Below are 16,846 nucleotides of genomic sequence, written 5' to 3'. Positions count from 1 at the left end.
CGCCTAGCTTTCGAGTCAAACAATCTTGCGACCCTGACGGGACTCGAACCCGCGACCTTCGCCGTGACAGGGCGACGCGCTAACCAACTGCGCCACAGGGCCTTGCTTGTCTTACTGTACTGCGTACTCCCAACGGGATTCGAACCCGCGTTGCCGCCTTGAAAGGGCGGAGTCCTAGGCCGCTGGACGATGGGAGCCCGGTCTGCTTCGGCAAGCCGACCGACCGCGCTCTCAAGGTCTCCCCTGGGAGCGAGGTTAACTATAGGGCACCGCCATTCGGGCCCTCACAACTGGGGGTCACTAACGGGTTTTCAAGCCTGAGAGCAGCGAAAACAGTCTTTCACGGCTTGGCGGTGGCGTCGAGTACGCGGAGGAGCCCGAGTAGGTCTTCGCGGTCGGATTCGTCGAGTGTGGAGTCGAGCAGCTCGGTCATGCGGGCGTTGGTGAGGTCTTCGGCTTGCTGCCAGCGCTCGGCGAGGTCCGGCTTCGCGTGGGCGGCGGCGACGAGTGCGTCGGTGGCCGGCGGGGCCCAGGCGGTGCGCAGCAGGCGCTCGCGGCCGCCTTCGGGGTCGGCGACGACGGCTTCGGGGATCGTGAGGCCGGCCGCGCGCAGTGCCGCGAAGTGAACGCCGCCGCGGTATTCGCGCAGGATCATCAGCGCCAGGCCGACGCGCTCGTACGGGTCCGTGGGACGGTCGGCCGCCTGCCAGCCCGCGAAGAGGGCAAGACCGGAGGGGTCGGCCGCGTGCGTGAGGCGGAAGAGGAGCTCGGCGAGCCGCTCCGGCTCCTTGATGTCGGCGAGGTGGGGACGCGACCAGCGGGCGTTGGCCTCGAGGTAGGCGCGGACGGCGTCCGGGGCGCTGATGGCCGCGGTCGCCGCGGGCAGCGCGAATTCGAAGAGCCAGGGCGGGAAGATGCCGAAGAGGGCTTGGGCGACCCGTGGGGACGGGTCGCCGAGTATCGCGGAGCGGCCGCGCAGGTAGAGGGTGCGCTGCGCCAGCCCTCTCTCGGCTTCGACTTCGGCCAATTCCGGCGAGGTCATGAACTTGCCGCCCCAGACCTGGACGATCGGGCGGATCTCAGTGGCGATTTCGGCGGTGGACATGCCACAACATAACACTGTTATTCATCCGGCGCAAAGAAGGGCCCGCGCGAACAACGGGCCCTTCTCGGGAGACCTGGAGTCAGCGTTGGACGGGCGCCTGCCCGTCGTCGTCGAGCGTCAGGCCCAGCATGTCGAGCAACTGGATGCAGTCGTCGACGTCGAGCGCGCCGTGCGCGACCGCCAGCCGCGCCCTGCGCACTTGATCGTCCGAGACGCGTTGCGCGTCGGCCTGGCTCGTCCGCTGGGCCGGCACGCCGCCCATGGCCTGGCCGCCGCCGTCGCCGCCCTCGTACCGGATGAGGAACTGCCGAACTTCGAGAGATCCGCTCATTAGTTCCTCCATGGGGTTCGCAGTTGCTTGGCCGCGAGGCTAGCTAGCTGACGCGCTCAGTCGCAGCCCCCCGGAGAGTGAACCTTTAACCACGCTGTGTTCGACGCTAGGTGACTAAGCAACATGGTTCCCGCAAATCGGCAACATGAATCAGAGGCAACGCGTAAGTGACACCTCATCTGCATTTTTCTCACTCACCACTCGCAGACCGCCCGAACTCGTGCAACAATCGACGTGCTGACACACCCCCGGTCAGCGCCTGTGGAGATCCCCTCCGGCCCCCGCGTTCCTCCCCCTGGCGCGGGGGCCCCTCCATTTCCGGAGCGACTCACGCGAGGCTCGAATCCAAGTTGATGTTGGGCTTTCGACCTGCAGGTGTTCCGTGGGGTGATGGGACGATTGCGCCAATGGGGTGGCTGGTTGCTCCGATCGAGCAGAAATATCGTGTGTCGTAGCCCACAGTCGTTGGCTTGCCGAGACCTAACCGTTATCGTGGCCGGGTGCCCCTTCCTTCGCTTGGACGACTCAGCACCCGGACGAACCTCAAGGCCGTCGGCAATGGTCGTCACCGCAACTCCGCAGTCAAGGAAGCGGAGACCGCGGTGGCCGATGACCACGAGCTGACGAGCTACCTCGCGGCGCTCGCGCCCGAGAACGACAAGGAGAGCACCGGCAGCGGCAAGCGCTTCGGTGAAGCCCAGGTGTACCAGCTCCGCGTCAGCCTCATCGCCAGCGAGCAGCTCAAGGCCGCCGCCGAGGAACGCGGCATGACGCCGGGCGCGCTCGCGCAGGATTGGATCCTGGAGCGGCTTTCCTGGGAGAGCCAGGCGAATTCCGCGCAGCAGCGCCGCCACGAAGAGGCGCACACCGACCAGTTCCGCTTCGACGAGCAGCTGTGGCGCGAGCCCGCCGCCCGTAGCTGAACCACAGACAGCGCAACAACAAAGAAGCCCCCCGGCGAGCCGGGGGGCTTCTTATTTCAGGTCTAAGACGCCGAAGGGCTTATCTCAGATCGGGCGGACCTTCTGGGCCTGCGGGCCCTTCTGGCCCTGACCGACCTCGAACTCCACCCGCTGGTTCTCTTCGAGGGTGCGGAAACCGCGCCCGTCGATCTCCGAGTAGTGCACGAAAACGTCGCCCTCGCCGCCATCCTGCGCGATGAAGCCGAAGCCCTTCTCCGCGTTGAACCACTTCACAGTGCCTTGCGCCACCGCTGTACTCCTCGTTGCAAATCCGCTTCGAGTGCCACCGAAGCGACACCCAGACCGTCCCGGGCGGTTCCAACGAGTGAGCAAAGAGCACGTCACGGCTCATGGCTCGCGTCAGAAGTTCCGCGAGTGTGAAGCCACGAACACGCAAAACGACGGCCTGAGTGCAGAGTACCGGGATCAGGCCAAATTTGAACCCCATGAACGCCGGATGAACCGCGCTCCGGGCCAAGGTCACCGGAACGTCGTATGGCCCCACCGTTCACACCCGACGCACCCGTTAAGCTGACGCGTCGACGACCCCGATCATTACGTGACCTTCGTCACATGAATTCAGATCAACGCCCGTGCCGGGTCGGACGTCATTGGTGGGTAGATGGGGAGAATAGGGGCATTCGGGTGATAGTCAAAAACTCCGCACGTGGTAGGTGGGTGCCTGCCGTCGTCGCCGGACTGGTGCTGACGCTGACGTTGAGCGCGTGCAGCGGAAGTGAACCGCAAACGACCAACACGGGCTCGGGGCAGCAGCAGTCTGGCGGGGGCCAGACGCCGCAGGCGGCGAAGGTGACGGTGAAACCCGCCGGGGGCGCGCAGGACGTGGCGCCGGGCGAGCCCGCGCAGATCACCGTCGCGGACGGCACCATCGGCACGGTCACGCTGACCAACCCCGACGGCAAGCAGGTCAAGGGCGAGCTGTCGGCAGACAAGAAGTCGTGGACCGTCGCCGAGCAGCTCGGCTACGGCAAGACCTACACCTGGGCGGGCGACGCGACCGGCGCCGACGGCAAGAAGGTCGACATCGCCGGCGCCTTCACCACGGTGAAGCCGAAGAAGCAGGTCCAGGCGAGCATCAACGTCGGCGACGGCCAGGAGTACGGCGTCGCGATGCCGATCGTGCTGTCGTTCAAGGGGAAGGTCGCGGACAAGCAGTCCGTCGAGAAGGCGCTGAAGGTCGAGACCACCCCGAAGACCGAGGGTTCGTGGGCGTGGCTCGAGGGTGACACCGCCGTGCACTGGCGGCCGAAGGAGTACTACAAGTCCGGCACGACGGTGAAGGTCGAAGCCAAGCTGTACGGCGTGAAGTTCGCCGACGGCACCTACGGCAAGGAAGACGTCACCGCAGACTTCAAGATCGGCCGCAAGCAGATCGTCACCGGCAACACCACCGAGCACACCATGCAGGTCATCCGCGAGGGCCAGCAGATCGCCGAGTACCCGGTGAGCTACGGCCTCGACTCCGACCCTGGCCGCGTCACCAAGAGCGGCACGCACGTGGTCATGGGCAAGCAGGCCTCCTACGCGATGAGCAACCCGCGCTACGGCTACGAGAACGTCGTCGTCCCGTGGGCGGTGCGCATCTCGAACAACGGCGAGTTCATCCACGGCCTGGCCGCCTCGATCTGGGCACAGGGCAAGAAGAACGTCTCGCACGGCTGCCTGAACCTCGCGCCGAAGAACGCCAAGGAGTACTTCGACGGCACGATGACCGGCGACCCGGTGGAGATCTCCGGCAGCACGCAGAAGCTGACGTCCAAGGACGGCGACTACTCGGACTGGACCTACACCTGGGAAGAGTGGACCAAGCTCTCCGCGCTGAACAGCTGAGCGATGTTTCGCGCCGCGGCCGGGAAGTCGAACCTCGACTTCCCGGCCGCTGTCTTTTCCGCGGAAATTCGATGCAACCCGGCGGTGACCTCGAAGCATGTCTAACGCACAGGCGTCGCGGGCAGAGCGCGGCGCCAGCACCCGAGGAGATGTTTTGCGTATCCGTATCGCAGTGGCGCTCGGCGGTTTCCTGCTCGCGGGCGGGCTGATCACCGGGGGCGCGGCCTTCGCCGACCAGCCCTCGACTTCGACCACCAAGCCGGTGCCGACGTCCGCGCCTGGCGAGCCGACCCGCACCACCACCAAGCCGCCCGCGCCCGAGCCGACCCGCGCCACCCGGCCGGAGGCCACCCCGGCGCCCGCGCCCGGCAAGCCGCGCGTCCCGAAGGCCGTTCCCGCGGGCCCCGTCGGTGACCTTCACCTGCCGGCGATCACGGCGGCCTAGTGGTCTTGAGCCGTACCCCGTCCACCGGGCAGAGCTCGCCGTACGACGGCGAGTTCGCCCGGTACTTCGGCGCGCGTGCGCACAGCCTGCGGTCCACCGCGTTCCTGCTGTGCGGCGACTGGCACCAAGCCGAGGACATCACCCAGGCGGCGCTTCTCAAGCTTTACCTGGCGTGGCCTCGGCTGGTGAAACACGACGCGCTCGACTCCTACGCCCGCAAGATCGTGCTCCGCGTGTTCCTCTCGGAGCACCGGCGGCACTGGCGTAAACGGGAACGGCTCACCGACGAGCCGCCGGAGCTCCCGGTCGAGGACTCCGGCGGTGAACAGGCGATGCTGGTACGGCACGCGCTCGCGGCGGTCGCGCCGAAGCAGCGCGCCGTGCTGGTGTTGCGGTATTTCGATGATTTGAGCGTCGAGGAAACGGCGGCGGCGCTCGGCTGCTCGACGGGCAACGTGAAGAGCCAGGCCGCGCGCGGCCTGCAGACGTTGCGCAAGCGGCTGGGCCCGCATTTCAGTGAGCTGGCACTACAGGAGTGTGGGAAGGAGGTGAGCCGGAATGGATGACGACCTCAAGGCGGCGATCAGTGGCGCCGGTGCTGTGCACGGCCCGGAACTGCGGATGACCGCCCAGGACATCATCGAGCACGCGGCCATGGTCCGCCGTCGCCGCAAGCGGTGGGCGGTGGCCGGGACGACCGCGACGACCGCGGCGGCGATCATCGCCGTCGCGGTCGTGTTCACCCAATCCCCGGTCACTCCCGCGCCTGTCGAGCCCGCGGGCCCCGTGCTCGGCACGACCAGCCCGTCGCCGTCTCTCTCGGAGGAGCCACAGCCCGCCCCCAGCGACGTGCCGCCCGAGCCGCGCACTTCGCGGCCGGTGCGGCCGGGCAGCACGGCGCCGGTCCCGTCCCGCACGGTCACCAGCGCACCGAAGCGCACCACCACGGGGACCAGCGCCCCTGGCGAACCCACCGGCGGCCCCGTGGCCACCACCAAGCCCACACCGCCGGGATAAAGCGGGCTTTACTCCCGGGGATAAAGCCCGCTTTATCCCCGGGAGTAAAGCGGGCTTTATCCCGCTGTGGCGGGCTAGCCGATGTCGCGGCGGCGGAAGCCGGTGAGGCCCGCGCCCAGTGCGAGCAGCGCGATCGCCGTCAGCCAGAGCAACGGGGTGGCGGTGAAGGCTTGGCCGGGGATCTTGGGCACGTGGGAGAACGGCGAGATGTCCAGTACCGCCTGAGGCAGGTTGACGACCGGGCCGAACAGGCTGAGCAGCAGCGCGACCATGGCGACGGCCCAGCCGGCGCTCGAGTACTTCGGCAGCAGGCCGTAAAGCGCGACCGTGACGCCGATGATCACCCAGACCGCCGGGAGCACCGCGAGCGTGCCCGCGACGGTGTCGGCGATCGAGCCGCCGAGGTCGCCGGCGCGCAGGCCGTTGCCGAGGCCGAGCATCACGCCGGTGAGCACGAGCATCCCGCCGGAGCCCGCGAACGCGAACACCAGATGACTGCCCGTCCAGCGCAGCCTGCCGACCTGGGTGGCCAGCAGCGGTTCGAGCCGCACGGCCGTCTCCTCGCCGCGCATCCGCAGCGCCGCCTGCACCCCGTAGAGCGCGATGACCATGCCGAACATCCCGACCATGGCCGACATGAACGCGTCGACCAGCGCGGAGGAGCCGCCCATGCGCTGGAAGATCTCTTGCGCCTGCCCGTTTCCGCCGACGAGCTCGCCGATACCGCTCGCGATCGAGCCGAACACCGCGCCGCAGACGGCCATGCCGATGGTCCAGCCGATCAACGGGCCGCGGTGCAGGCGCCACGCCAGTGCGAGCGGGCTCTTCAACCCCGCCGCCGCCTCGGCCGGTCCCGGCCTGGCCGGGATGATGCCGACGCCGACGTCACGTCGCGGCAAGAGCGCGTAGCCGATCCCGCCGATGAGCACGGCCGCCGCGACGCCGATCAGCGCCACCCACCAGCGCTCGCTCGCGTAGGCGCGCATCTGCTGGGTCCAGCCGATCGGGGAGAGCCAGGAGATCCACTTCGCGTCGGTCGTCGAGTCGCCGATGGCGCGCAGCAGGAACGCGATGCCGACGGCGGCGGAGCCGATCCCATTGGCGGTGCGCGAATATTCGGCCACCTGGACGGCGACCGCCGCGATGCCGGTGAACACCAGCCCGGCCAGCACCACGGCCACGCCGAACGCGAGCGAGCCTTCGACGGGCAGCTTCGTGCCGATGAGACCCGCCGTCGTCACCAAGCCGACGCCGACGCTCGTGCCGACCGAGACGATGACCGCCGCGGTCAGCGCGGCGTACCGGCCGACCACGCCGGAGGCGAGCAGTTCGGCGCGGCCGCTGTCCTCTTCCGCGCGGGTGTGCCTGGTCACCGTGAACACGGCCATCAGGCCGATCATCAGCGCCATGAACCCGACCAGCCGCCACGCGGTGAACCCGCCAGCGGTGGACAGGTCGAACGCCGGGCCGTAGATCACGGCGATCGACGGGTTGGCCCCGGCGCCGTGGATCAGGCCCGCACGTTCGACGGCGGTGGGGTACAGCGTTTCGTAAGCCTTGGCCGAGCTCATCGGCGACACCGAGAGCACGACTATCCACAGTGGAATCGTGAGCCGGTCGCGGCGCAGTGCCAGCCGGGTGAGCTGCCAGGTGCCGGTCAAACCGTGTGACCTCGCGGTCATTTCGCGCTCGCCTCGTTCGTGTAGTGGCGGAGGAACAGCTCTTCGAGTGTCGGCGGCTGGCTGACCAGGCTGCGCACGCCGACCTGAGTCAGCTGCCGCAGCGCCTCGTCGAGCGAGCGGGTCTCCACGTCGAACCGGACGCGGTTGCCCTCCACCTTGAGGTCGTGGATGTTCTCGAGCTTGGCCAGCCCGTTCGGCGGCCCGGCGAGCTCGGCGGTGATCGAGGTGCGGGTCAGGTGACGCAGGTCGGCGAGCGTGCCGGTCTCCACGTTCACCCCGTTCCGGATGATGCTCACCTTGTCGCACAAGGCTTCCACCTCCGCCAGGATGTGGCTGGACAGCAGTACCGTGCGGCCCTGCTCGCGCTCCTCCTGAATGGCGTACTGGAAGGTGGCCTCCATCAACGGGTCCAGCCCGGAGGTCGGCTCGTCGAGGATCAGCAGGTCCACATTGGACGCGAGCGCCGCGACGATGGCGACCTTCTGCCGGTTGCCCTTGGAGTAGGTGCGCCCCTTCTTCTTGGGGTCGAGGTCGAACCGCTCGATGAGGTCCTTGCGCCGCCGCTGGTCGAGCCCGCCGCGCAGCCGCCCGAGCAGGTCGATCACCTCGCCGCCGGAGAGGTTCGGCCACAGGTTGACGTCGCCGGGCACGTAGGCGAGGCGGCGGTGCAGGCTCGCGGCGTCCTTCCACGGGTCGCCGCCGAGCAGGCGTACGTCACCGGAGTCCGCGCGGAGCATCCCGAGCAGCACCCGGACGGTGGTCGACTTCCCCGCGCCGTTCGGGCCGAGGAAGCCGTGCACCTCCCCAACGGGTATCTGCAGGTCGAGGCCGTTGAGAGCCTTGGTCCGGCCGAAGGACTTGTGGAGGCCGGAGATGGAGATGGCGTTTTCCATAGTTCGGAAGCTACACTTGTTTCACAAAGTTGTGAAGTTAAGAAAACGTATGGAACGAGTGACGGGGGTAGCCGCTTCCGGAAGGATGGGTCTCGATGACGACGCCTGAACATGAGCGAGACGAAGACGCCGTCCGCCGATATGTGGAAAGCCTGGCCCTGATCCTCACCCAGATCGGGTTGTCCAGAATGCCGTCGCGGGTGTTCGCGGCGCTGATGGTGACCGACAGCGGCAAGCTGACCGCCGCCGAGCTCGCCGACCAGTTGCAGGTCAGCCCGGCCGCGATCTCCGGCGCCGTGCGGTACCTGGACCAGGTCGGCATGGTCGCCCGCGAGCGCGAGCCCGGCGAGCGGCGCGATCACTACCGGGTGTTCGACGACATGTGGTATGCCGCGTTCCTCAAGCGGGACCGCTTCATGATCCTGTGGCGCGACGCCGCGACCGAGGGCGTCTCAACGCTCGGCGAGGGCACGCCCGCCGGGCATCGGCTGTCGGTGATGGCCGACTTCCTCGCCTACGTGATCAAGGAGATCCCGGCGATGTTCGACCGCTGGCACGAGCTCCAGAAGGCTAAGGAATCAGCCGAAGCCCGCTGAGCGCGGTCTTCGCCAGCGTGGTCGCCAGCTCGTCCAATGTGGACTTCTCCGGCTCGACGGCCTCGTAGGTGCACAGGAACGCGTGGTGGAAGCAGGCGCCGAGCAGCAGCGACGCGGCGGCTTCCGGGTTCGCGTCCGGGTTGATCCGGCCCAGCTCGATCTCCTTGCCGAGGTAGAGCGCGACGCCGTCGATCGGGTTGCGCGGCCCGGCGCCGACTTCGGCGAGGCGCTCGCGGTGCGCGGTGAGCAGCTCCTTGGTGGAGAACACCGAGACGCCGATCGGGAAGCTGCCGAGGAAGAAATCCAGCGCGCCGCGCACGAGCCTGGTGATGTTGGCCTCGATCGGCTGCTCGCCCGCGGACGCGACGAGCTCCTCGACGATCGCGGCCAGCGGCGGGTTCTCCTCGGTGAGCACACAGAGGAAAATCTCGGTCTTGTCCTTGAAATGCTTGTACAGCAACGCTTCCGAGTAGCCGGCCGCCCGCGCGATCTCCTTGGTGGTCGCGCGCGCGTAGCCCTGTTCCCGCATGATGGAGGCCGCCGCCGCGACGATGTCTTCCCGACTACCCATGCTGAGAGCCCCCTCAGTGCCTGCTTGACGGGTGGGCGACCACTTACCCACTATAGCGGGTGAGTGTTTACTAACCCCTGGAGTCCGACCATGAAGCTCACCATTATCGGCGCCACCGGCGGAGTCGGCACCCACTTGGTCAGGCAGGCGCTGTCGGCGGACCACCATGTCACGGCGATTGTCCGTGATCCGGCGAGGCTCGCCGTCGAACCGCAGGTTCGCCTGGAAGTCGTAACAGCGAAGGAACTCGACCCGAGCGCGCTGGGCCCGGCGATCACCGGCCGGGACGCGGTCATCTCCACACTCGGCGCGCGCGACCGCCGCCCCACGACCGTCTGCGCGGACGGCGCCCGCGCGACCATCGCGGCCATGCGCGACGCCGACGTCCGACGGCTCGTCGTGGTCAGCGCGAGCGGGCTGGTCACCGACGGGGACGGTGTCTTCACGCGCTCGCTGGTCAAGCCGTTGCTGTGGCGGTTCTTGCGGGAGAGCTATCGCGACATGCAGAAGATGGAGGAGCTGGTCCGCGCCAGCGGCCTCGCGTGGACGATCGTGCGTCCACCCAAGCTCACCACCGGCGAGCGCACCGGGCGGATCAGGAGCCGGGCCGACGGCAACGTGCGCGGGTCGTTCAGCATCGCGCGCGCCGACGTCGCCGACTATCTACTCCGGACTGTGGCGGACGACTCCCTGGTGAACGGCACCATCTCCATCGCGCACGGCTAAAGTCCGCCCCATGCGTGGATTGCTGACAGTGGCGCTCGCGCCGGTGCTGTTGGCACAGGCGTTGCACGTGCGCCGGGTGACACCGAGGCTGCCGGGCGCGAGCGGCCCGGTCACCGGGTCCGTGCCGGGCGGCGATCCGCTGCGGCTGCTCGTGCTCGGTGAGTCCACCGTGGACGGCGTCGGCGCCGCGACGCACGAAGAGGCGTTGACCGGTCAGTTCGCCGCGGCGCTGGCCGAGCGGACCGGTCGCGGTGTGCGCTGGCAGGCCGTCGGACGCACCGGCGCGAACGCACGCGTCGTACTGGAGGAGCTGCTGCCGTCCGCCGAGCCCGCGGATCTCGTGGTGATCGCGCTCGGCGTCAACGACACGATCGAGCTGCACTCGGCCGCCCGATACCGCCGTGACCTGCTACGACTCGTCATCGCCGTCCGCCGTGAACTCGGCCAGGTGCCGGTGCTGCTCGCCGGCGTCCCGCCGATGGACAAGTTCCCGGTGCTCCCGCAGCCGCTGCGCGCGGTTCTCGGCGCCAGGTCGGCCGCGCTCGACGCGGCCGCCGTGCGGCTCACCCGCGTGCCAGGCGTCGACCACGCGCGGATGCCGTCGGAGATCCTCGAAGACGACCTCTTCGCGGAAGATGGTTTCCACCCTGGTCCGACCGGTTACCGGCACTGGGCCGCGCAACTCGCGGAAACGGTTACCGCGGGGTAGTAACCAGTTACCCGCTGTTCGTGTCCAGCCGCAATAGGGTGACGCCTGACGCTCGCTTCTTCCGTAACCCTGAATTTCCCTGAAAAAGTTTGCACTCCGTGTATCTGCAGGCCAGATAAGTGCGTCTTATGGAGTAGCCGAGAGGGAATGGGGTAACACGATGTCGACCGAGACCACCACTGAGCTGCCGGAAGATCCAGCAGCCGAGAGGCTCGACAACTGGCGTCCGCATTCGCCGCCGCCGGAGGACCCGGAGCCGACGGACCCGCCGCAGCCGCAGCCCTTGGTGTCGCCTGACAACTGGCGCCCGCACTCGCCTCCGGTCAACTAAGGACCTCAGGCAGGTGGTGTCCGGAGGTCGAGGGGGGCCGCCGGATGCCACCTCCTCGAAGTCTCGCTCGGGGGAGGGGATTTCGGGGACAGCCCGTTGGGGAGCGGGCAGTAAAGAGGAAGCGGGAGCCGGTCCTGCGTTCGACTTGTCGACGCGGGCCGGCCTTCCGTGCTTCCATGAACCACTACGACAGTTGAGCGACCTGTGTATCCCAGAGTGACCTGCCTGCTCCTCTCTGATGAAGAGCCCGCGATACTGCCAACGCCGACTTGAAGAGCAACTCGAAGTGAGGCAGATACGGTGACCGACGTCCAGACAGCCGAAGTGGACCCGCCATGGGAAGGCCTGACCGGCCCGGAGTTGCATGCCGCCTGCATGCAAGCCGCCCGTGCCGGCGACCGGTCGGCGCTGGATCGGCTGGTCGCCGATCTGACTCCGCTGGTCTGGCATGTGGCGCGGGGCAACGGATTGGACCGGCACACCGCGGAGGACGTCGTGCAGACCGTATGGCTGGCTTTGTTCAGCCATCTCGAAGGGATGAAGGATCCCAGGGCGCTCGCCGCGTGGCTGATCACCACGACGCGGCGGGAGGCCCAGCGTCCGCACGGCCGCAAGACGCCACCCGTCCCGCTGAGCGACGAGCTCGCCGAGTCGATGCCGAGCACCCAGCCGGCACCAGAGGAAGAAGCCATCAGGGCCGACCGGGATCGCCGCCTCTGGCAGGCGTTCCTGCAGTTGAACGATCGGTGCCAGGAACTGCTCCGACTGACCGTCCTTTCCGGACGGGCCGAATACCAACTGGTCGCCGAGGCCATGCACATGCCGCGCGGAAGCGTCGGACCGACCAGGGGGCGTTGCCTCAACACAATGCGCGAATTGCTTGCCAGTGAAGGGGGCAGCCGATGAACGAGATCGGGAGGATCTTTCCGAGCGACGAGGAATTACTGGCCGATCTGGACAGATTTCTCGACGAGATGGACCCGCCACCGGCCGGGCTGGTCGAACGGGTCCAGTTCGCCATCGATCTGGAGAACCTCGACGTCGAGGTCGCGCGCTGGGAGAGCATGGACGCGCTCGCCGGTGTCCGTGGCAGCGGCGACCAGGGGACGATCACCTTCACCGTCAGCGACCTGACCGTGATGATCAACCTCACCAAGGTCGGGCGGAAGAACCGGATCGACGGCTGGCTGGTGCCCGCGGGCGAGTACAGCGTCGAAGTGAGGGTCGCCGAGCACGGCTCGTCGGAGACGACGGCCGACGAGGGCGGCCGCTTCGTGCTGGACAACGTGCCCTGCGGAACGACGCAGATCCTGGTGCATTTGGGGGATCTGGCGAGTCGTCGGACCGTGGTGACGCCCACAGTGGTCTTGTAGACCCGGTCGGTTGTTCCCGTTACCGGCACAGGTGTGCTCCCATAGGGCGTGCCTGGGCCGCTTTTTGAACTCATGAGAGCCGTGGAAGCGGCACGCGATCTCTATGACCGTGCCCAAAAAGCCGCGTCCGACTCGCGACCGGCGGTGACCGCGAAGCTACTTCAGCGGGCACTGCGGGTGCTCGGCCCTGAGCTCCAGGACGACGTGAACTGGCTGGAGGTCAGCACGAAGGTGCTGATCTCGCTGGCTTCGGCCGAGGCGGAGACCAAGTCGCCGTCGTCGGGCCTGAAACACCTGGACACCGCCGAGTCCTTGCGTGTGCGGATGCCGGACTGCAAGGAACGCGCCTTCCTCCGCTTCACCGTCGGGCTCCAGCGCGCGATCATGCTGGCCAGGATCGGCAGGCTCGCCGACTCGGTCGCCCTGTTCGACGCGCTGCTGCCCAGCGTCGACGCCGAGGTGGAGGACAACAAGCTCCTGCTCACCACGGATCTGCTGAACCGCTCGTACGTCCACGTGCTGATGAACAACCCCGAGGCCGCGCGCGCCGACCTGCGCCGCTGCCTCGCGCTGGCGGAGGAGTTCGGCCACCACGGGCTCGCCGGCGGGGCCTGGCACGGGCTGGGTGATCTCGCGCAACTCGAAGGCGACGTGCCCGAGGCGCTGCGCAATTACGAGCGGGCAGGCGAGATCTACAAGTCGACCACGCCGGGCTGGCTGCCGTTGCTGCGCAAGAACCAGGCGGTCGCGCTGCTCACCGCCGGGCTCGCCGAGGACGCGGCGGCGCAGCTGGACGAGCTGATGCCCGAGCTCGTCCGGATGAAGGCCGCGCAGGACATCGCCGAGGCGGAGGTCGCGCGCGCCGCCGCGGCGATCCTGGAAGGTGATTTCGAGCTGGCCCGGAAGTACGCGGCCACCGCGCGACGGCGATTCCTCCGCCGTGGCAACGCCCGGTGGGCCGCGGTCGCTTCCTTGGCCAGGCTGCGCGCCGGCGCGCTCGGCGCGCTGGCGAACCAGGCACGCAAGCCGCCGCCGCGGTTGCTGCGCGAGCTGAGCGAGCTGGCGCCGCGACTGGCCGAGCTCGGCCTGCGCGACGAGGCCGCGGCCGCGCGGCTGCTCGCCGTCCGGCTGCATCTGCGGCGCGGCGCCGTCGACGAGGCGGAAACCCTGCTGTCGCAGGTGCCGAAGCCCCGTCAGACCACCCCGATCGACCACCGCATGCTGCTGCGGCTGTGCCGTGCCGAACTCGCTGTCGCCACCGGACGGTCGCGCGCGGCGCTCGCCCAGGCGCGGGCCGGGCTCACCGAACTCGGCGCGATCCGCGACCGCATGGGCGGGCTGGACCTGGTGTGCGGCACCGCCGTGCACGGCCAGGAGCTCGGCAGGCTCGCGCTGAAACTGGTGCTCGGCGGCAGGCGCGACCAGTCGCAGGCGAAGCAGCTGTTCGCCTGGCAGGAACTCACGCGCGCGCAGGTCTACCGCTACGAGCCGCTGCCGGTCATCGAGGATCCGGTGCTGGCCAGGCACATCACCGAGATGCGCCAGGTGCAGGGCACCATCCAGCGCAACCGGTTGCACGGCGAATCGGTGTCAGCGCTGGAAAAGCGGTACAGCGCGCTGCAGAGCGAAGCACGCAGGCTCGGCTGGTACACGAGCCCGTGGGGCAAGCCGCGCCCGGTCGCGACGAACGACGAGATCGTCGAGGCGCTGGGCGACCGCGTGCTCGCCAGCGTCGTCAGCGACGGCGAGACGCTCTTCTGCGTGATCATCCGCGACGGCGAGTTCAGTCTCACCAAGCTGGGTGACCGCGCCGAGGTCATCGAAACGGTCAAGCAGCTGCACGCCGACCTCGACGCACTCGCGCCCGACCACCTGCCGCCGATGCTCGCCGAGGCCGTCGCGGGCTCCGCGTCCCGGCGCGCGGAGAAACTCGACAAGCTGCTGCGCGCTTCGCTGACCGAACAGTTCGCCGACCGCGAGCTGGTGATCATCCCGATCGGGCCGCTGTACGTGCTGCCATGGGCGGTGCTGCCGTCACTGCGCGGCCGCCCGCTCACGGTCGCCCCGTCCGCGACCGCCTGGCTCTCCGCCATGAAACGCCCGCACGCCTCGCCGGTACTGCTCGCCGGCGGCCCCGGCGTGCCCGGCGCCATCGGCGAAGTGAGCCAGCTGCGCGCGGTCTACCCCGGCGCCCGGCTGATCGACGGCACCGCCGCGACCAGCGCCGCGGTCCTGCAGGCACTCGAGGGTTCCGGCACCGCGCACCTGGTCGCCCACGGCGCCCACGAACCCGCGAACGCGTTGTTCTCCCGGCTGGAACTGGTCGACGGGCCCCTCTTCGCGCACGAGACCGCCCGGCTGACCCGCCCGCCCGAGCGCGTCGTACTCGCCGCGTGCGAACTCGCGATGTCCCACATCCGGCCCGGCGAAGAAGCACTGGGCTTCGCGGGGACCTTGCTGGCGAGCGGCTCCCGCACGGTCATCGGCGCCATCGCCCGCGTCGGCGACCGTGCCGCGGCCGAAGCCATGTCCGACCTGCACCAGCAACTCGCGGCAGGCATCCCGCCCGCCACCGCACTCGCCGAAGCCACGGCGATCGACCCGTTCCGCCGCCCCTTCCTCTGCCTCGGCGCCGGCTGACCCAGGGCTAAAAATCCCAATGCGTCTTTCGGTCCTTCCTAGGTGCCGAAGGACGCATTGGGGACTTGGCAGGGACCGAAGGACGCATTGGGGACTTGGCAGGGACCGAAGGACGCATTGGGGACTTGGCAGGGACCGAAGGACGCATTGGGGACTTGGCAGGGACCGAAGGACGCATTGGGGACTTGGCAGGGACCGAAGGACGCATTGGGGACTTGGCAGGGACCGAACGACGCATTCGGGACCTACCAGGGACCGAAGGACGCATTGGGATTTTTTTAGCTGGGTCAGCCGAGGAAGTCGGGGAGGGGGACGGGGGTGAGACCGTCCTTTTTGGCCTGGGCGATGAAGGCGTTGAAGTCCTCGGCGAAGGTCTTGCGGAAGTGCATGAGCACGATGTCGCCAGGCCGGAGCTTGTCGCCGACCTGGAACTGGACGACGCCATCGTTGACCGCGGCCGTCCACAGGACCGCGACGCGCATGCCGCAGTCGGCTGCCGCCTTCAGCGTGGTCGCGTCGTAGTTGCCGAATGGCGGGCGGAACAGGCTGGGGCGCTGGCCGAATTCGCGGGCGAAGTCGTCGGCGTTGTCGCAGATCTCCTTGTGTTGCAAGTCATACGGCTTGCCTTTGAGGTTCGGGTGGCTGACCGTGTGGTTGGCGAGCGACGCGCCCGACGAGTCGAGCAGGCCCTTGAAGTAGGGCTCGTGACCCTTCACGTACTTCTGGTTCAGGAACAGCACCGGGTGCGCGCCGGACTGCTGGATCAGCTGCTGCGCCTGGGGATCCGGGACCGCGCCGTCGTCCATCGTGATGAACACGTACGGCTTGTCGGTCTTGATGCTGCGCACCACCGGGACCTTGCCATCGGCGACCGGCGGCGCTTTCTGCTGCACCTGGCCGAACGGGTACGGCGCGGCGTTCACCGGCGCCGGCGCCGCCCCGGGCGCCGGGTTGCGCTGCACCGGGTCCGGCGGCTGCGGATCCGGCGTCGAGCAGCTCACGATGAGCGACAGCACGGCTACGAGTGCGCACCCCACTCGTGTCCTTTTTGGCATGACACGTCCCCCGTTTTCCTTATCGGGCAAGAACTACCCGATAGGAGGACGTGTCACCCGATCGTGGGTTGTGTCAGGTGATCATGAGTTACGTTCTGCCGTTGCGATGAGTCGAGCCGAGATGACCTTGATCGCGGTCTTGAGCACGGCGAGCTGCACACTGCCGGTTCCTGGCACGGATTCGGTGAACGATCCGGTCCAGCGGAGGTCGGTGCCGCCGTCAGGCCTTGGGGTGAAGAACACTTCCGCTCGGTAGTCCTTCACCGGCGCCGGCGGACCGGCGAAGGCGTAGACGTGGCGACGGTCCTGTTCGAACTCGATCGTCTCCTCGCGCATCAGCAGTGGCCACAGGCCGACCTTGCGGATCGCGCCGACGCCGCCGACCGGGGTGGCCTCGCGCTCCCAACTCGATTGGGCGATCACCGGTTTCGCCCAATCGGACCAGCGGCCGCCGTCGGTCTCCAGCCGGAACAGCGTCGCCGCCTGCGCCGTGCTCGTGCGGTTGATCTCGAAACCGAACGTCTTGCCCACCTGAGCCTCCCGAGACTGTTGTTGACGC

General features: G+C 68.3%; 20 protein-coding genes and 2 tRNA genes. 12 read left to right on the top strand and 10 right to left on the bottom strand.

Annotation, left to right across the window (positions count from 1 at the left end; genetic code table 11):
- Positions 1–28: 28 nt before the first annotated feature.
- From AB5J62_RS40530 to AB5J62_RS40515, 4 genes are all read right to left on the bottom strand, one after another.
- Positions 29–102: transfer RNA gene (locus tag AB5J62_RS40530), tRNA-Asp, on the bottom strand.
- A gap of 22 nt (positions 103–124) precedes the next feature.
- Positions 125–197 (bottom strand) — tRNA-Glu (locus AB5J62_RS40525).
- A 143-nt stretch (positions 198–340) separates the two neighbouring features.
- Positions 341–1,105: a hypothetical protein gene (locus tag AB5J62_RS40520; RefSeq protein ID WP_370945317.1), complete on the bottom strand. Its 765-nt coding sequence runs from the start codon at positions 1,103–1,105 to the stop codon at positions 341–343.
- Positions 1,106–1,184: 79 nt separating this feature from the next.
- Positions 1,185–1,436, bottom strand: coding sequence for a hypothetical protein (locus tag AB5J62_RS40515; protein WP_091289072.1), 252 nt, complete (start codon positions 1,434–1,436; stop codon positions 1,185–1,187).
- 500 nt (positions 1,437–1,936) lie between these two features.
- Between AB5J62_RS40515 and AB5J62_RS40510 the strand changes: the two genes are divergently transcribed.
- Entirely contained in the window at positions 1,937–2,359 is a 423-nt protein-coding gene (locus tag AB5J62_RS40510; RefSeq protein WP_091288422.1) for a hypothetical protein, read from the top strand.
- 84 nt (positions 2,360–2,443) lie between these two features.
- On the opposite strand, the gene AB5J62_RS40505 is transcribed toward AB5J62_RS40510, so the two are convergent.
- Complete coding sequence (locus AB5J62_RS40505; protein ID WP_020669570.1) at positions 2,444–2,647, bottom strand: cold-shock protein; 204 nt, start codon at positions 2,645–2,647, stop codon at positions 2,444–2,446.
- Positions 2,648–3,076: 429 nt separating this feature from the next.
- On the opposite strand from AB5J62_RS40505, the gene AB5J62_RS40500 reads away from it, so the two are divergent.
- The 4 genes from AB5J62_RS40500 to AB5J62_RS40485 all read left to right on the top strand — a co-directional run bounded on the left by AB5J62_RS40500 (position 3,077) and on the right by AB5J62_RS40485 (position 5,711).
- Complete coding sequence (locus tag AB5J62_RS40500; protein ID WP_370945316.1) at positions 3,077–4,249, top strand: Ig-like domain-containing protein; 1,173 nt, start codon at positions 3,077–3,079, stop codon at positions 4,247–4,249.
- Between the two features lie 154 nt (positions 4,250–4,403).
- A complete protein-coding gene (locus tag AB5J62_RS40495; protein WP_370945315.1) occupies positions 4,404–4,694 on the top strand; it encodes a hypothetical protein in 291 nt (96 codons plus the stop codon).
- Positions 4,694–5,260: a SigE family RNA polymerase sigma factor gene (locus AB5J62_RS40490; protein ID WP_370945314.1), complete on the top strand. Its 567-nt coding sequence runs from the start codon at positions 4,694–4,696 to the stop codon at positions 5,258–5,260. Before AB5J62_RS40495 ends, AB5J62_RS40490 begins: the two co-directional genes overlap by 1 nt.
- Positions 5,253–5,711 carry a hypothetical protein gene (locus AB5J62_RS40485; RefSeq protein ID WP_370945313.1) on the top strand — a complete coding sequence of 153 codons (459 nt, stop codon included), beginning with the start codon at positions 5,253–5,255 and terminating at the stop codon, positions 5,709–5,711. Before AB5J62_RS40490 ends, AB5J62_RS40485 begins: the two co-directional genes overlap by 8 nt.
- A 74-nt stretch (positions 5,712–5,785) precedes the next feature.
- Here the strand turns inward: AB5J62_RS40485 and AB5J62_RS40480 are convergent, their stop codons facing one another.
- Positions 5,786–7,393 (bottom strand): ABC transporter permease, encoded by a 1,608-nt coding sequence (locus tag AB5J62_RS40480; protein WP_370945312.1) that lies wholly within the window; start codon positions 7,391–7,393, stop codon positions 5,786–5,788.
- The gene (locus AB5J62_RS40475) at positions 7,390–8,286 is read right to left on the bottom strand and encodes an ATP-binding cassette domain-containing protein (RefSeq protein WP_370945311.1); all 897 of its coding nucleotides are present in this window, start codon (positions 8,284–8,286) and stop codon (positions 7,390–7,392) included. The genes AB5J62_RS40480 and AB5J62_RS40475 overlap by 4 nt, the downstream gene beginning before the upstream one ends.
- Positions 8,287–8,381: 95 nt before the next feature.
- On the opposite strand from AB5J62_RS40475, the gene AB5J62_RS40470 reads away from it, so the two are divergent.
- Positions 8,382–8,882 (top strand): GbsR/MarR family transcriptional regulator, encoded by a 501-nt coding sequence (locus AB5J62_RS40470; RefSeq protein WP_370945310.1) that lies wholly within the window; start codon positions 8,382–8,384, stop codon positions 8,880–8,882.
- Here AB5J62_RS40470 and AB5J62_RS40465 read toward each other — a convergent pair.
- Complete coding sequence (locus AB5J62_RS40465) at positions 8,857–9,453, bottom strand: TetR/AcrR family transcriptional regulator (RefSeq protein WP_370945309.1); 597 nt, start codon at positions 9,451–9,453, stop codon at positions 8,857–8,859. The two genes, AB5J62_RS40470 and AB5J62_RS40465, sit on opposite strands and share 26 nt — an antisense overlap.
- A 90-nt stretch (positions 9,454–9,543) precedes the next feature.
- Here AB5J62_RS40465 and AB5J62_RS40460 point away from each other — a divergent pair, with 90 nt between their 5' ends.
- From AB5J62_RS40460 to AB5J62_RS40435, 6 genes are all read left to right on the top strand, one after another.
- Positions 9,544–10,179 (top strand): NAD(P)-dependent oxidoreductase, encoded by a 636-nt coding sequence (locus AB5J62_RS40460; RefSeq protein ID WP_370945308.1) that lies wholly within the window; start codon positions 9,544–9,546, stop codon positions 10,177–10,179.
- Positions 10,180–10,189: 10 nt separating this feature from the next.
- Entirely contained in the window at positions 10,190–10,888 is a 699-nt protein-coding gene (locus AB5J62_RS40455) for an SGNH/GDSL hydrolase family protein (RefSeq protein ID WP_370945307.1), read from the top strand.
- A 160-nt stretch (positions 10,889–11,048) separates the two neighbouring features.
- Complete coding sequence (locus AB5J62_RS40450) at positions 11,049–11,219, top strand: hypothetical protein (RefSeq protein WP_370945306.1); 171 nt, start codon at positions 11,049–11,051, stop codon at positions 11,217–11,219.
- 300 nt (positions 11,220–11,519) lie between these two features.
- Complete coding sequence (locus tag AB5J62_RS40445) at positions 11,520–12,125, top strand: RNA polymerase sigma factor (protein WP_370945305.1); 606 nt, start codon at positions 11,520–11,522, stop codon at positions 12,123–12,125.
- A complete protein-coding gene (locus AB5J62_RS40440; protein ID WP_091288409.1) occupies positions 12,122–12,592 on the top strand; it encodes a hypothetical protein in 471 nt (156 codons plus the stop codon). Before AB5J62_RS40445 ends, AB5J62_RS40440 begins: the two co-directional genes overlap by 4 nt.
- A gap of 72 nt (positions 12,593–12,664) precedes the next feature.
- Complete coding sequence (locus tag AB5J62_RS40435) at positions 12,665–15,232, top strand: CHAT domain-containing protein (RefSeq protein ID WP_370945304.1); 2,568 nt, start codon at positions 12,665–12,667, stop codon at positions 15,230–15,232.
- Between the two features lie 287 nt (positions 15,233–15,519).
- On the opposite strand, the gene AB5J62_RS40430 is transcribed toward AB5J62_RS40435, so the two are convergent.
- Together AB5J62_RS40430 and AB5J62_RS40425 are read right to left on the bottom strand one after the other, a co-directional pair.
- Positions 15,520–16,287, bottom strand: a complete 768-nt coding sequence (locus AB5J62_RS40430) for a polysaccharide deacetylase family protein (protein WP_370945303.1) — start codon at positions 16,285–16,287, stop codon at positions 15,520–15,522.
- 81 nt (positions 16,288–16,368) lie between these two features.
- The gene (locus AB5J62_RS40425; protein ID WP_370945302.1) at positions 16,369–16,818 is read right to left on the bottom strand and encodes an SRPBCC family protein; all 450 of its coding nucleotides are present in this window, start codon (positions 16,816–16,818) and stop codon (positions 16,369–16,371) included.
- Positions 16,819–16,846 lie beyond the last annotated feature (28 nt).

It is taken from the genome of Amycolatopsis sp. cg5, assembly GCF_041346955.1.
Lineage (GTDB): Bacteria > Actinomycetota > Actinomycetes > Mycobacteriales > Pseudonocardiaceae > Amycolatopsis.
This window is presented reverse-complemented; position numbering and strand designations above follow the sequence as displayed.